The sequence below is a fragment of the Kitasatospora sp. NPDC097691 genome (genome assembly GCF_040302665.1).
Lineage (GTDB): Bacteria > Actinomycetota > Actinomycetes > Streptomycetales > Streptomycetaceae > Kitasatospora.
In genome coordinates this window covers 29,872-43,076 of sequence record NZ_JBEORY010000026.1, presented here as the reverse complement: position 1 = coordinate 43,076, position 13,205 = coordinate 29,872, and the positions used below count along the sequence as shown (strand labels likewise).

14 protein-coding genes and 1 pseudogene are annotated in these 13,205 nt (G+C 70.7%); 9 read left to right on the top strand and 6 right to left on the bottom strand.

The genetic code is table 11. The features are described from left to right. Positions 1 to 121 precede the first annotated feature (121 nt). Positions 122 to 520, bottom strand: coding sequence for a hypothetical protein (locus ABTY56_RS19905; RefSeq protein WP_350630241.1), 399 nt, complete (start codon positions 518 to 520; stop codon positions 122 to 124). A gap of 291 nt (positions 521 to 811) precedes the next feature. Further along, positions 812 to 1,984, bottom strand: a complete 1,173-nt coding sequence (locus ABTY56_RS38865) for a helix-turn-helix domain-containing protein (protein WP_502893151.1) — start codon at positions 1,982 to 1,984, stop codon at positions 812 to 814. Positions 1,985 to 2,408: 424 nt separating this feature from the next. Here ABTY56_RS38865 and ABTY56_RS19890 point away from each other — a divergent pair, with 424 nt between their 5' ends. Then, entirely contained in the window at positions 2,409 to 2,780 is a 372-nt protein-coding gene (locus ABTY56_RS19890; RefSeq protein ID WP_350630240.1) for a hypothetical protein, read from the top strand. Positions 2,781 to 3,104: 324 nt separating this feature from the next. Next, positions 3,105 to 3,857: a hypothetical protein gene (locus ABTY56_RS19885; RefSeq protein WP_350630239.1), complete on the top strand. Its 753-nt coding sequence runs from the start codon at positions 3,105 to 3,107 to the stop codon at positions 3,855 to 3,857. A 251-nt stretch (positions 3,858 to 4,108) separates the two neighbouring features. On the opposite strand, the gene ABTY56_RS19880 is transcribed toward ABTY56_RS19885, so the two are convergent. Beyond that, on the bottom strand, positions 4,109 to 4,705 hold the full coding sequence (locus tag ABTY56_RS19880; RefSeq protein ID WP_350630238.1) for a TetR/AcrR family transcriptional regulator: 597 nt from the start codon (positions 4,703 to 4,705) through the stop codon (positions 4,109 to 4,111). 158 nt (positions 4,706 to 4,863) lie between these two features. On the opposite strand from ABTY56_RS19880, the gene ABTY56_RS19875 reads away from it, so the two are divergent. Continuing rightward, on the top strand, positions 4,864 to 5,817 hold the full coding sequence (locus tag ABTY56_RS19875) for an alpha/beta hydrolase family protein (protein WP_350630237.1): 954 nt from the start codon (positions 4,864 to 4,866) through the stop codon (positions 5,815 to 5,817). A 283-nt stretch (positions 5,818 to 6,100) separates the two neighbouring features. Here ABTY56_RS19875 and ABTY56_RS19870 read toward each other — a convergent pair whose 3' ends face one another. Next, positions 6,101 to 6,976: a LysR family transcriptional regulator gene (locus tag ABTY56_RS19870; protein ID WP_350630236.1), complete on the bottom strand. Its 876-nt coding sequence runs from the start codon at positions 6,974 to 6,976 to the stop codon at positions 6,101 to 6,103. Between the two features lie 122 nt (positions 6,977 to 7,098). Between ABTY56_RS19870 and ABTY56_RS19865 the strand changes: the two genes are divergently transcribed. Together ABTY56_RS19865 and ABTY56_RS19860 are read left to right on the top strand one after the other, a co-directional pair. Then, the gene (locus ABTY56_RS19865) at positions 7,099 to 8,097 is read left to right on the top strand and encodes an NADP-dependent oxidoreductase (protein ID WP_350630235.1); all 999 of its coding nucleotides are present in this window, start codon (positions 7,099 to 7,101) and stop codon (positions 8,095 to 8,097) included. Then, positions 8,094 to 8,408: a nuclear transport factor 2 family protein gene (locus tag ABTY56_RS19860; RefSeq protein WP_350630234.1), complete on the top strand. Its 315-nt coding sequence runs from the start codon at positions 8,094 to 8,096 to the stop codon at positions 8,406 to 8,408. Before ABTY56_RS19865 ends, ABTY56_RS19860 begins: the two co-directional genes overlap by 4 nt. Here the strand turns inward: ABTY56_RS19860 and ABTY56_RS19855 are convergent. Then, positions 8,330 to 9,238, bottom strand: a complete 909-nt coding sequence (locus tag ABTY56_RS19855; RefSeq protein WP_350630294.1) for a LysR family transcriptional regulator — start codon at positions 9,236 to 9,238, stop codon at positions 8,330 to 8,332. The genes ABTY56_RS19860 and ABTY56_RS19855 overlap by 79 nt on opposite strands. Positions 9,239 to 9,376: 138 nt before the next feature. Between ABTY56_RS19855 and ABTY56_RS19850 the strand changes: the two genes are divergently transcribed. The 3 genes from ABTY56_RS19850 to ABTY56_RS19840 are packed head-to-tail and all read left to right on the top strand — an operon-like array spanning position 9,377 to position 11,016. Beyond that, a complete protein-coding gene (locus tag ABTY56_RS19850; protein WP_350630233.1) occupies positions 9,377 to 10,195 on the top strand; it encodes a 3'(2'),5'-bisphosphate nucleotidase CysQ in 819 nt (272 codons plus the stop codon). Between the two features lie 41 nt (positions 10,196 to 10,236). Further along, positions 10,237 to 10,833: an NADPH-dependent F420 reductase gene (locus ABTY56_RS19845; RefSeq protein ID WP_350630232.1), complete on the top strand. Its 597-nt coding sequence runs from the start codon at positions 10,237 to 10,239 to the stop codon at positions 10,831 to 10,833. A 30-nt stretch (positions 10,834 to 10,863) separates the two neighbouring features. After that, positions 10,864 to 11,016, top strand: coding sequence for a hypothetical protein (locus tag ABTY56_RS19840; protein ID WP_350630231.1), 153 nt, complete (start codon positions 10,864 to 10,866; stop codon positions 11,014 to 11,016). A gap of 211 nt (positions 11,017 to 11,227) precedes the next feature. Here ABTY56_RS19840 and ABTY56_RS19835 read toward each other — a convergent pair whose 3' ends face one another. Further along, on the bottom strand, positions 11,228 to 11,956 hold the full coding sequence (locus ABTY56_RS19835) for a TetR/AcrR family transcriptional regulator (RefSeq protein ID WP_350630230.1): 729 nt from the start codon (positions 11,954 to 11,956) through the stop codon (positions 11,228 to 11,230). Positions 11,957 to 12,069: 113 nt separating this feature from the next. Between ABTY56_RS19835 and ABTY56_RS19830 the strand changes: the two are divergent. After that, a pseudogene (locus ABTY56_RS19830) lies at positions 12,070 to 13,202 on the top strand (FAD-dependent oxidoreductase). Positions 13,203 to 13,205 lie beyond the last annotated feature (3 nt).

Here is a 13,205-nt window from a genome sequence, read left to right as displayed (position 1 = left end):
GAGGACACGGCGCCGGGGCGCTGGTCGCCGCCGCGTGTCCGGTCGCCGCGGCGTCCGTTGGGCGCCATGCCCCGCGCCCGCACCTGCTGCGATGGCACAGCGGGTGCGGGCGCGGCGGCCGTCAGCCGAGGTAGATCGGGTCGGTGCCGAAGGTCCAGGCGCTTCCGGACCTCGCATAGACCTGAATCGCGGCGGAGCCGGAGTCCTCGCCGGATATGTATTCGCATTGTCCAGGCGCGAGGACGGGGGTGATGTGCCACGGATCGGTGACGTAGTGACCGGTCACGTCCCTGATCCAGAAGTAGAACCTGTTCGCCGAACTCTGGTAGTTGCACAGCCGGGCAGACACCGTCGGGTTGACGCCCGTCTGGTTCCAGCCCGTGATCTCCACGCCGTGCGCGGAGTTGGAGTCGGACCCGGATGCGGCGGACGCGCTTCCCGACGCGAGTCCGACCCCTGTGACAGCCAGTGCGATCACCGTGGCGAGAGAGGCGACTCGGCGCCCCAGCTTGACGTGCATGTCTTCTCCTTGGTCGGACGAACGATCCACTGCAAGCGATCTCACCCACCGAGACGGCGGAGACAACTGCGCTTGCGCCGCGCTTGCCAACCAGCGCTGGCACCCATGCTTGCTACGGGACAGATCGACTGACCATGACGTTGACCGGACGTTGACCGGACGTTTGGCCGGATGTTCGGCCGGACACCTCCGCGCGGGACGCGAACTGCCGCAACGGGCACGGGTTCTGCACCGGAGGCGTACAGGCTGAGGTGCATAGCCGGCGGCCCCGGCGTTCTCGACGAGCCGGCTTCAGCGTGCGGCCACTGCGAGCGCTTCCCATCGCGTCGCGGGTCCCATCGGGACCTCGGTTTCCAGGCAGAGGTTCTCCGCTCCGTAGAGGCGGTAGCGCGTCGCCAGCCGGTACTGGTCCAGGGTCAGGTCGGGCAGCCCCTCCCAGGGGCCGCCGAAGACGGCGAGATCGGAGTAGCTCGCGACGGCGCTGACCAGAAGCCCTCGTTCGGCCTCGGCGCACAGCCATCCCTGGCCGAGGAAACGGGTGGTGCCGTGGCCCGAGTCCGTGCCGGTGGCCGAGCCGACGGCTGTGATGCCGTGGAATTCGTCGACTGTCACCTGATTGCCGCCGGAGGCGGGCCAGGTCAGGGTGATCCGGTCCCGGCCCGGCCGAAGCGGTCTGGTGCGGACGGCTGTCAGGATCAGCAACCGGTCGCCGTCGGCGTCGGTCGTCTCACCCGCCTCGGTGTAGGTGTTGCCGGCGGTGTCGGTCACGGTGACCGGACCCGGCTGCGCGTTGATCAGCCGGACCGTGACGAGGAGCGAGTCGCCCCGGGCGACGGGGTGTTCGACCAGCAGGCCCGTGCCGACGCTGCCGTAGGCTCCGGCCGGGGACACATCGTTGCTGACCCGGGCAACGTAGGAGATGAGCTGGGACGGGGGCGCCGGAGGGGAGTCGGCCGCCGGAACTCCATCGCCGCCGACGACCGCTACGGCTGCCAGCACACACGCGGCGGCCAACACGCCTGAGCGCGTGACGCGGACGAACGGGCCGGGGGACCGCAGACGGCTCACGGTGGCGTTCGCGGCAGGGACGGGCCGTGAGGAGCCGGTCCGGCCACCGGAACTGCGGCTGCCGTTGTCGGGCGGAACGTCCTCCGGAGCAGACGGAGCACCGCCCGATGGTACGGGCGCCGGGGGCGGCGACGGGGGTGAGACCTCCACTGCCGGGGGAGCCGCCGTCGAGGAAGCGGCCGGCTGCGCAGCCCGCGCCAGCCTCTTCCGTTCCTGCTCCGTGAGTTCCATCGAATCCGCCAGCAGTCGTACGGAACTCAGCCGTGGCTGCCGCACCCGACCGCGTTCCAGCTCACGGATGGCCCGGGACGACAGACCGGACCGGCCGGCGAGTTCCTCCTGGGTCAGGCCGGCCCGCAACCGCCACTGGCGCAGCAGTGGACCGAATTCGGGCATATCCATCGGATCCCCCTCCGAACGGGCTTCCCCCGAGCCACCGGACGATCAGACCAGCCGGGAAACGTCCGGTCAACCGCCGGTCATGGCTTCGGGCCAACTCCGGAACTTCCGGCCAACCGCCGGTCATGGCTTCGGGCCATCCTCGGAACCTCCGGCCAACCTCCCCCTTCGTTCCTGGGGCTTTCCTGCGGGGCTCCGAAAGACTCTTGGCCGAGCCGGGCCCAGCCCGTCTCCGGCGCTGCGGCCCGCAGGCGCCGATCAATTCCTGGGATGCCGGAAGACCGTGTGCCGAGTTCACCGGCTGAACCGGTACGCCCTGCCACGGCGGCATGGCCGCACGCGAGTCCGTGGCAGGCCCGACCCGCACGGGGTCCGGGCCGAGTCGGGTCGTCAACACCTCTGTCTATCAAGGGAGATCAGCATGCGTGTCAGGAAGACCCTCGCCGCCCTGGCCATCGCCACTGCGGCCACGGTCGGCGTCGGCATCGCGACCGCCGGCACCGCGTCCGCTTCCGACAGCGGATCCGACAGCGCTACCAGCTCCACGGGTGCCTGGTACCAGGTCTACGCGAACGGCCGGATCATCGGGTGGCACGTCAACGTGGGCAACACCGACGAGCGGTTCTGGCTGACCGCGGGGGACACCTGTGGGAACAGCATCAATCTCAACTGGAACGACGTGACCCAGTCCCAGTACGACAACACCTTCGCGCAGCTCCCGTGCAACCTGTCGTGGGCGCACCTGTACCCGACGAACAACGGGATCCAGTCCGGGCGTACCGTCTCGCGGTGATCCACGCCGGCGACGTCACTCTGCTGCCCGGTATGACGGACGGCTGAGCGCCGCTCGGATCGGGCGAAGTCCCACCATCCTCTTGCCTTTCGGGTGGTGGGACTTCGCCGTGCGAGACCTGTCCCGCCGCGCAGCGCCGCCCGCGGCGTCGGCGTTGCGTCCTGCGGTGGGTGGTGCCCGGTGATCCTGCCCGCAGACCGTGCCACCCGCATGCCTCACAGCCGCGGCCGGCCTTCGCACCCGACGTTGCCAACGGGAACTCAGGTGGCTGCGGCGGGTGTTCAATGGCCTGGTCACCGCATGCTGAGCTGGGAGGGCACCGTCATGGGACGCAGGAAGCCGGGCAAGCCGCGCCGGGAGCGGTCCGCCGCCGAGTACACGCTGCAGCAGCTCCGGCCGCCGGGCTACGACGAGTGGCTGACCGTCGCCCCCGACACTGCAGAGAAGGCCGCCACCGACACCCGCCTCAGCCCGGAGACCATCGACATCACCCGCCGCCTGACCCGGCTGCGCCCCGTCTACGGGCCGAAGATCCCCGCTCAGGCGCTGTGGCTCGACCTTGCCATCGACGGCGGCGTCCTACGGCTGGGCCACCCGGACGGCACGGTCCGCCGACTGCCGGTCGCCGAACTCACCGGCATGCTCGGCGGCCAGGGCTCCGGGCAGGACCTGCGGGCCTCGGTGCACGAGCTGCACGCCGCCGGCATGCTGCTCGTCGAGCCGTACGGCGAGGATGACTGCGCGCTGCGAGTCGTCGTCGGCAAGCCCGCCCGGCCGGGCGACCCGTGGCTGTTCAACGGCGACATCGCCGGCGACCTGGTCCCCAAGGTGTGCATCCCGGCGGACCCGCAGGCGATCGGCGCCGACCAGTATGCGGCCCTCGCCTACCTGCGCTCCCACCTGTCCGAGGGCACCACCGGCACCGTTGAGGACTACGCCACGTTCAAGGGTGTCGGCTCCGTCGAGCACGCCCAGGAGCTCTTCGACGCTGTCGCCGACCTGGTCGACGTCCGAGGCTGCCCGGCCTGCCCCACCGCACACCTGTGCACCCGCGCCCCCGAGGCACAACCGGCCTGACGCGGGACGCTGGGGGCGCTCTGCACACCGTCGGGCTGCGCTCCGCCCAGGGATGGACTCCTGGCCCGCTTTGGCGATCGAGGCGTCCCTGAGATGGTCGATACGTCCAGCTTTGCTACGATCCGTCGCTCTCCCCGCCTGGTCAGTGGCGGCACGTGCCCCGCCGGAAAGCCGGGTCCGGGGAAACCAGGGGATCCGCGCGGACCTGACCACCACAGGCCGCAGGGCCGGGTGTGGGCGCGGGCGTGGGGTCAGGTGTGCCGTCGGCGCAGTCCCTGGAGGAGGAGGTCGATCAGCCTGCGGGGGTCGTAGCGGGGGTCGGTGTCCCGTCCGATGCAGAGGTTGCCGATGCCGCGCATGAGTTCGTAGGGCTGGATGCCCGGCCTGATGTCACCGGCGTCGGCTGCGGCGTCGAGCAGTTGGGCGCAGACGGGCACCAGCCGGTCGAGGAAGTGGGTGTGCAGGGCGGCGAATCGGTCGCTGTCGGACTGCAGGGCGTCCGCGAGCCCGTGCTTGGTTACCAGGAAGTCGACGAAGAGGTCGATCCACTGGCGCAGCGCGTCGAAGGGGGAGGCGGCGCCGGCCAGGAGGGCCGGGCCGGCCTGGGCGCAGGCCTCGATCTGGTGGCGGTAGACGGCGGTGACGAGGTCCGCCCGGGTGGGGAAGTGGCGGTAGAGCGTCCCGAGTCCGACGCCGGCGCGGGCCGCGATCTCCCGGATCGGCGCATCGACCCCCGAGGAGACGAACACCTCCGCGGCGGCGTCGAGCAGCGTCTGCTGGTTGCGTACCGCGTCCACCCGCTTGCTGCGGGCGGACGCCCCTTTGGGCTGGTCTGCCGTGGGCACCATGCACTCCTTCCGGTCGTCGTTGACGAAACGGATCAGCGTTCCGTATTTTAAGTGGAACAACGATCCGCTTTCAGCGTAGCCGAAAGCGGGCGCTCCGCCCTACCCTGCCGCCGACCGCACGCGATCAGGCCGCAGGGCCGTCGAGAGGCAGACCCGTCATGAGCAGTCCCGCTTCCACGGCCGATATCCCCGGCACGCCGGTCCTGTCGGTCAGCCCGGTGCTGCTGCCGGCTCCCGGCCGCGCCGGCGACCTGCAGGTGCGCATCTCCGCCCCGGTGACCGGGGGTGACCTGCCGGTCATTCTCCTGTCGCACGGTCTCGGCTTCTCGAACAACCTCTCCTCGCTGAACGGCTACGCCCCGCTCGCGAACTTCTGGGCGGCCCAGGGCTTCGTCGTGATCCAGCCGACCCACCTGGACTCCAGGACACTGGACCCCGGCCCCACCGCGCCCGGGGCCTACCCGCACTGGCGCACCAGGGCCGAGGACATGACACGCATCCTCGACCGGCTCGACGCGATCGAGGCGGACGTCCCGCAACTCGCCGGCCGCATCGACCACAGCCGGGTGGCGGTGGCCGGGCACTCGATGGGCGGGCACACCGCGAGCCTGCTGCTGGGCGCCCGCCTCACCGACCCCGACGACGGGACCGAGGTGGACCTGGCCGAGCCCCGGATCACGGCCGGCGTCCTGCTCGCCGCGCCCGGCCGCGGCGGCGACGCCCTCACCGACTTCACCGTCGAGCACTACCCCTTCTTCCTGACCACGGACTTCTCCACGATGACCACACCCGCGCTCGTGGTCGCCGGCGACAAGGACGACTCCGCCTTCCTCACCACCGCCGGCCCCGACTGGCACGCCGATCCGTACGCCCTCTCCCCGGGCCCCAAGTCGCTGCTCACCCTGTTCGGCGCGGAGCACGGGCTCGGCGGGGTGTCCGGGTACGACGTCGCCGAGACCACGGACGAGAACCCCGAACGGGTCGCCGCCCTCGCCCGGCTCACCGCGGCCTACCTGCGCAGCGAGCTCCACACCGGGGACCCTGCGTGGCAGAGCGCGCGCGACGCGCTGGCCGCCGCACCCGACCCGCTCGGACGGGTCGAATCCAAGTAGGCGGTCTCAATCGTCGCTGCCGCCGCCGTCGTCGCTGCCGCCGTCGTCGTCGTCGCCCCGCCCGGCCGCGCCGCGGGCCGCAGGGGCCCTCGGCCGGGCTGGGAGCGGTGAGGCCGTAGCGGCCAGGAATGTTGAGGTTGCGGCACTGCCTCGCCGCGAGAGCACCGTTCCCCCCGCCACGCCCGCCTGGCCGGCCCGGGGTGTGGTGGGCGTGGGGCATGCCACGACGAACACAGCGCGCGTGAGCACCGCTTGGGGCAGTTCGGTGCCAAGCGGGTCCCGGTCAGGCTGCCGGGGCGGTCAGGACGGCCTCGGCCGCCAGCCGGAGATTCCTGATCATCGGATTCGGGTCGCCCTTGCGGCTGACCAGGACGACCTGGCTCGGGGGAGCGTTCTCGACAGGGACGGTGACGAGGTCGGGACGCAGTGAGCTACGCCGATCGCCGACCGGTAGCACGGCGATCGCCCGGCCGCTTGCGACGAGTTCGAGCTTGTCCTCGTAGCTCTCGATCGGCGGCACGCCGGCCCCGAGGATCCGGTAGGAAGTCCAGTCCGCGGTCTCGAACGCGCACGGCGCCGCCTCCTCGCCGGCCAGCTCTTCCGCGGTCACCGACGTGCGGTCGGCCAAGGGATGGCCACGCGGGACCACGAGCATCCGGGGCTCCTCGTACAGCAGCGTGGTGAACACGTCGTCGGCGGCGAGCGGCAGCGGGGCCCGCGCGATCAGGGCGTCGACGCGCTTGTCGGACAGCGCCCCGACGTCGCGGCAGCTCAGGTAACGGGTGGCGATCTCGGCGTCCGGGTAACGGCGGCGCAGTTCCCGTACGGCGGCAGTGATCACCAGGTCTTCGACGTAGCCGATGGCGATTCGTTCGGTCTCGGCTTGTCCACGCACGGCCAGTTCGGCCTGGCGGGCGGCCTGCAGCAGGGCTTGGGCCCGGGGGAGGAACCTCTGGCCGGCCGGAGTGAGCCGGGTGCCCTGTGGTACGCGGTCCAGCAGTCGTGTGCCGAGATACTTCTCGAGCCGTTGGATCTGGCGGCTCAGCGCCGGCTGGGCCACGTGCAGGTCGGCGGCGGCCCGCCCGAAGTGCTGGTGCGCCGCCACCACGGTGAAGTAGCGCACCAGCCGCAGTTCCAGGTCCTGTCCGAGATCGTTCACCCTTCCAGCGTAGGCGTCATGCCGTTTCGGAATGACGAGGTTGCCGAACCGGTCTTGGACGGCCATGCCGTCCTGGGCCTTGACTGAAGGAGCAACGTTTCCCCGAGAAAGCGACAGGCGCGATGAAGGCGATCCAGTTCCACGAAGCGGGCGGGCCAGAAGTTCTGCAGTATGACGAGGTGCCGGTTCCCGAGATCGGCCCGGGCGAGGTGCTCGTCCGGGTGCACGCGGCGGGTATCAACCCGCCGGACTGGTACCTGCGTGAGGGGATGAAGGTCATGCCGGCCGAGCTGAGGCCGGCGCTGGAGTTCCCCCTGATCCCCGGAACGGACATGTCGGGCGTGGTCCAGGCGGTCGCTCCGGACGTGCTGGGGTTCGCCGTCGGTGACGAGGTCTTCGGCATGCTGCGGTTCCCCGGATTCGACGGCCGGACATACGCCGAGTATGTGGCCGCGCCGGCTTCGGACCTGGCTCACAAGCCGGCCGGTGTCGACCACGTGCAGGCGGCCGGGGCGCCGATGGCCGTGCTTACGGCCTGGCAGTACCTGGTTGATCTCGGCCACGACGTGCCGTCTCCTTTCACCGGCCAGGTGCACCGGCCGGTGCCGATCACGCCGGGGATGACCGTGCTGGTCAACGGGGCCGCCGGTGGAGTGGGCCACTTCGCGGTGCAGCTGGCGAAATGGAAGGGGGCACACGTGATCGCGGTGGCCTCGGGCCGGCACGAGCAGTTCCTGCGCAAGCTCGGCGCCGATGAGTTCATCGACTACACCAGGACGCAGGCCGCGGACGTGGTCAGCGGTGTCGACCTGGTGATCGACACCGTCGGTGGCCCGGACAGCTCACGCTTCCTGACCGTGCTCAAGCGCGGCGGCACCATGCTTCCGGTGTTCTTCGCCCAGTACGACCCGGAAGAGACGGCGAGTCGGGGCATCACAGTCTCGAACATTCAGGTGCGTTCCAACGGTCGCCAGCTCGCCGAGATCGGGCGCCTGTTCGACGAGGGCAGGCTCCAGGTCGGGGTGGACAGCACCTACCCGCTGCCCGAGGCGGGCAAGGCACACACGCGAGCCGCGCAGGGCCACCTCCAAGGCAAGATCGTGCTGACGGTGGTCCCGTGATCGCCGAACTCCAGCAGGCGGTGTCGAACTACGCCCATGCCCTGGACGAGCCGAATGTGCCCGAGCCGGAAGCGGTCCTGACCGAAGACACCACCTGGACCTTCACGAACCCCGGACAGGGAGAGCTCGGCCCGGTCACCGGACGCGCGGCAGTGCTCGACCCTGTCCGTGACGGGTACACGGGCCGGACCCGCGATCCGGACGCATGGGCGCAGCGGTCGGACGGCGCCGACTACGGCGACGCTCCGCCCATGGCCAGCGCGGTTCGTGCCAGCCCGCGCAGCCAGGCGTGGGCGCGGTCGCTGTCGTAGCGCTGATGCCATGACAGGTACACCGGCGCCGACGGCAGTTCGAGCGGCAGGGGGAGCACGACCAGGCCGAGGTCGGCGACCGCTGACCGTGTGGTGGCTTCGGGGACGCTGATCAGGAGATCGGAACCGCGTGCGAACTCCAGCGCGGCTGCTTCCGTGGGCGCGGTCGCCACCACGCGGCGGGTGAGGCCGAGCCGCGCGAGGGCGTCGTCGAGGGCATTGCTGAGGTTTCCACGTCGCGAGACGGTGACGTGCTCTGCGGCGGCGTACCGCTTTGCGGTGACAGTCCTGACGCGGGTGAGGGGGTGCCCCCGCCTCACGACGATGACGAGGCGGGTCTCACCCACGTTCTCGGCACGGATGTCCGGTGCGCTCGGGCGGTTGGCGTTCGCCTCCAGGTCGACCTCGCCGCGCCGCAACTCGGGTGTGTCGACGCTCGATTCCGCCACGAAGCGCAGTCGCACGCCCGGCGCCTGGGCGCGCACGGCCGAGAGCAGTGCGGGGCCGCTCAAGGCGACCAGGGAATCGTGCCAGCGGAGTGTGAAGGTCCGCTCCAATGTCGCCAGATCGAGTTCACGGCTCGGCGCCAGCACCCCCTGGACCTGGTGCAGCAGCGCGTGCACCTGTTCCCGGACGGCGATCGCATACGGCGTCGGGGTCATCGTGCGGCCGGTGCGCACCAGGATCTGATCCCCGGTCGTGCGCCGGATCCTGCCCAGACTCCGGCTCATCGCGGGGGCGGTGACGTGCAGGCGCGCGGCCGCCCCGGCCACACTTCCCTCCTCCAGCAGCGCGTCGAGCGCGGCGAGCAGGTTCAAGTCCAATTGCATGGGAGTAATCCTAGCCGTGCCTGACATGCATTTGAGGTTAATGGCGGGGCTGCATACCGTTGAGGCAAGAGAGCAGGACGGAACGCGCCGCTCGTCCCGACCGGCCTCATCATCCCCTGCTCAGACGGGAGTTCCACCATGTCCGAAACGCTTCAGGCCCCTGACGTCGCCGCCTCCGACGCCGACCTGCTCGCCCAGACCGCGGACGCGGTGCGCGCGGCCGGCTCCGCGCTGCGCGAGCGCTTCGGCGACGTGGTCCAGTACCGGACGCGCGAGGAGCTGATGCGCGCGCTCGCCGCCAACGACGACACCGCCCTCGACATCCTGCGCCCCCGCCTCACACGCCTGCGTCCGGACGCCGGCTGGGTGGAGGACGAGCTGGACGGTGGGGCGCTGCCGTCCGGCGAATGGTGGGTCGTGGATCCGGCCGAGGGCAACGTCAACCACCTGCACGCGCTGCCGGAGTGGGCGGTGACCGCCACCCTCGTGCGTGAGAACCAGCCGGTGCTCACCGCGGTCCACCTGCCGTTGACCGGCGAGACCTACACCGCGCTCGCCGGCGCGGGCGCCCACCTCGACGGCCGACCGCTGCACGTCTCTCAGACCGCGGACCTCGGCCTGAGCATCGTGGCCACCAGCCAGGCCCGGCCGGACGAGGACGAGAAGATCGTGCGGCGCGTCGGCTCCTCGATCACCGCGATGCTCTTCGACGCGCTCGTCGTCCGCACCGCCGTGCCCGCAACCCTGCACCTGGTGAACGTGGCCGCCGGCCGGATCGACGCCTTCTGGCAGTTCGCCGGCGCCCGCGCTGACCTGCTGCCCGGGGCGCTGCTCGTCACCGAGGCCGGCGGACAGATCTCCGACGCCGAGGGCCGCCCCTGGACCCCGCAGAGCGAGAGCCTCCTGGCCGCCGCGCCCGGCGTCCACGCCGAGGCCGTCGCCACGCTCTCACGCTGACCGCGCACCACACCCTGCACGTACGGAAGGACCACACCATCATGACCACGATCGCAGTTCTCGGAAACGGCCGCGTCGGCGGCAACCTGGCCACAGCCCTCACCCGGGCAGGGCATGAGGTGACCGTGGCGGACCGCGCGCCGGGCGCCGCCGCCGACGCCGCCCGGACAGCCCGGATCGTCATCAACGCCACCCCGGGAGCCGGCTCGCTGGACCGGCTCGCCGCCCTGCGCGAGGAACTGCGCGACAAGATCCTCGTCGACGTCTCCAACGCCACCGTCGACGGACCGGACGGACTGCCGGCCCACCTGATCTACCCCGGATCGAGCCTCGCCGAGCAACTTCAGGAAGCGCTCCCCGAAACGCGCGTCGTCAAGACACTCAACACCATGCTCTTCCCGGTGATGACCGCGCCGGCGATGCTCTCCCAGGCGCCCGACGCCTTCCTCTCCGGCGACGACCTGCAGGCCAAGCAGACCGTCCGTGAACTGCTCGTCAACCTCGGCTGGCGCAAGGAGTGGATCACCGATCTCGGTGGGATCCAAACCGCCCGCGCCACGGAGGCCGCGATACTGTTCGTGCCGCACGTGATTCGGTCCAGCGGATTCGCGCCCTTCGCGATCTCGGTCGCCCGCTGATCCGCACACAGTGCACCGCCGGGGCACGGCATGGCGCAGACGAGGTTCGACAAGCAGGTGGAAGAGACCGCCGAATCCCTCGCGTTCGGTATCGGCCGGTTCCCGGCCGGGCGCCCCATCGACCCGGACGCCGACTCCCCGCACGTCCTGATCTCCGCACGTGCTGATCTCCGCATGGCCTGATCTCCGCACGTGCTGATCTCCGCAGGCACCGGCGGCGGCAAAGTCGACCATCCTGCGCACCGTCACCTGCCGGTCCGGCGTCACGTTCTTGATCCTGCCCGGGCAGGGGGCGCTTCCGGGAATCGTGCTGCGTCGGGGGTTCGGCGCGCGCGGAGGCCGACGGCGGAGTACGGAGTTCGCCGAGGAACCTCCGGTTGGCGTTGCCGAACCGTCAGGGCCGGATGGGGAGGTTGGCCTCCCATCCGTCGAGGAGTCGTTCGAGTCCCAGTCGGAAACCGCGCTCGGCGCTGTCGGCCGCGTGGGGAAGTTCGGCATCACGAATGACCCGGGCGAGGAGTGGATGGCGCCCGGCCCTGACGACCTTGTCGAGGTAGGGCGCGTGGGCGTCCATCCATTCCTGGTTGCCGACTCCGGAGCGTCGGACGGCTTCCTGCTGGGCGAGCTCGCCGATGGCGTAGCCGCGGACGAAGGCATGCAGCGTATTGACGACGGTGATCATGACGTCGATGTCGAAGCCGAGGGGATCGAGGGCGGCGAGTGCGTGTTCGGTGGCATCGAGGGAGTTCGGTCCGAGTGATGGGCGCCCTGCCGCGAGGGAGGTCATCCAGGGATGCCGGTGGATGGTGGCCCGGGAGCGATAGGCCAGTGTCCGCAAGTCGCCGCGCCAGTCGCCGGTGGGGGCAGGCGGGCCGCCGTCTTCGGCCGCTACGGCGTCGAGCATGAGATCGAGCAGGTCGTCCTTGGACGCCAGGTAGCGGTAGAGCGAGGCTGTGCCCGTTCCCAGTTCCTTGGCGACGCGCCGCATGGACAGTGCCTCGATGCCTTCGGTGTCGGCGATCGCGATGGCGGCGGCGGTGATCTCCGCCCGGGTGCGTGAGGGTGCGGGGCCTTTCGCAGCCCGCTCCGGCCGGTTCCAGACCACCGTGTGAGCGTCGTCCATCGGGTTTCCCTCCTCACTACTGCACTCACTGTTCGCAGTAGTGCTATCGTGGCGTTCCGTTACTGCGAACACTGTACCCGAGTAGAGCGTGTCCAGCCTGAGGGGAAACCACCATGACCACTCCCGTCACGATCATCGGCGCCGGGCTCGGCGGCCTGACCCTCGCCCGGGTCCTGCACCTGCACGGCATCCCCGCGACCATCTACGAAGCCGAGACGTCGGCGGACGCCCGCACGCAGGGCGGCCGGCTCGACATCCACGAGTACAACGGGCAGCTCGCCCTCGAAGCGGCCGGCCTCACCGCCGAGTTCCGCGCGATCATCCACGAAGGCGGCGAGGCCGTGCGCGTGCTCGACCGGCACGGCGCCGTCCTGCTCGACCAGCCCGACGACGGCACGGGCGGGCGCCCCGAGGTGCTCCGCGGAGACCTGCGTCGGATCCTGATCAACTCGCTGCCCGGCGAGATGATCCGGTGGGGACACCGGGTCACCAGTGTCCGCCCCCTCGGAGACGGGAGGCACGAGTTGGCGTTCGCCGATGGGTCGACCGTGACGACCGGCCTCCTCGTGGGCGCGGACGGCGCCTGGTCGAAGGTCCGGCCGCTGCTCTCCGACGCGAAGCCCGAGTACGTCGGCACGTCGTTCATCGAGACCTACCTGTACGACGCCGACCGACGCCACCCCGCAGCGGCCAAGGCCACCGGCGACGGTTCCCTGTTCGCCGTCGCGACCGGCAAGGGGATCCTCGGCCATCGAGAGGCCCACGCCGTTCTTCACACCTACGTTGCGCTCACCAAGCCGCAGGAATGGATCGCCGCCATCCTCGCCAGTCCCGAAACGGCGGCGGCCCAGGTCGCGGCAGAATTCACCGGATGGGCGCCTGAACTCACCGCACTCATCACTGACGGGGAAACCGCCCTCGCCCCGCGCCCGATCAGCGCCCTGCCCATCGGCCACCGGTGGGATCGCGTCCCCGGAGTGACGCTGCTGGGCGACGCCGCCCACCTCATGTCACCGTTCGCCGGGGAGGGCGCCAACCTCGCCATGCTCGACGGCGCCGAACTCGGCAAAGCCATCGCCGCACATCCCGACGACATCGAAGCCGCCCTTGCAGAGTACGAGCAGGCGTCTTCGCCCGCAGCGCCCGGTTCGCCGCCGAATCCGACAAGAATCACCGGCTCATCTTCGGCGACAACGCCCCCGTCGGCCTGCTCGACCTGCTCACCGGCCAGGAACCGACCGAGTGAGCG

Coding starts and splice junctions, on each gene's coding strand:
- ABTY56_RS19905 (WP_350630241.1), bottom strand. CDS start 520: ATGCACGTCAAGCTGGGGCGCCGAGTCGCCTCTCTCGCCACGGTGATC.
- ABTY56_RS38865 (WP_502893151.1), bottom strand. CDS start 1,984: ATGCCCGAATTCGGTCCACTGCTGCGCCAGTGGCGGTTGCGGGCCGGC.
- ABTY56_RS19890 (WP_350630240.1), top strand. CDS start 2,409: ATGCGTGTCAGGAAGACCCTCGCCGCCCTGGCCATCGCCACTGCGGCC.
- ABTY56_RS19885 (WP_350630239.1), top strand. CDS start 3,105: ATGGGACGCAGGAAGCCGGGCAAGCCGCGCCGGGAGCGGTCCGCCGCC.
- ABTY56_RS19880 (WP_350630238.1), bottom strand. CDS start 4,705: ATGGTGCCCACGGCAGACCAGCCCAAAGGGGCGTCCGCCCGCAGCAAG.
- ABTY56_RS19875 (WP_350630237.1), top strand. CDS start 4,864: ATGAGCAGTCCCGCTTCCACGGCCGATATCCCCGGCACGCCGGTCCTG.
- ABTY56_RS19865 (WP_350630235.1), top strand. CDS start 7,099: ATGAAGGCGATCCAGTTCCACGAAGCGGGCGGGCCAGAAGTTCTGCAG.
- ABTY56_RS19855 (WP_350630294.1), bottom strand. CDS start 9,238: ATGCAATTGGACTTGAACCTGCTCGCCGCGCTCGACGCGCTGCTGGAG.
- ABTY56_RS19850 (WP_350630233.1), top strand. CDS start 9,377: ATGTCCGAAACGCTTCAGGCCCCTGACGTCGCCGCCTCCGACGCCGAC.
- ABTY56_RS19845 (WP_350630232.1), top strand. CDS start 10,237: ATGACCACGATCGCAGTTCTCGGAAACGGCCGCGTCGGCGGCAACCTG.
- ABTY56_RS19840 (WP_350630231.1), top strand. CDS start 10,864: ATGGCGCAGACGAGGTTCGACAAGCAGGTGGAAGAGACCGCCGAATCC.
- ABTY56_RS19835 (WP_350630230.1), bottom strand. CDS start 11,956: ATGGACGACGCTCACACGGTGGTCTGGAACCGGCCGGAGCGGGCTGCG.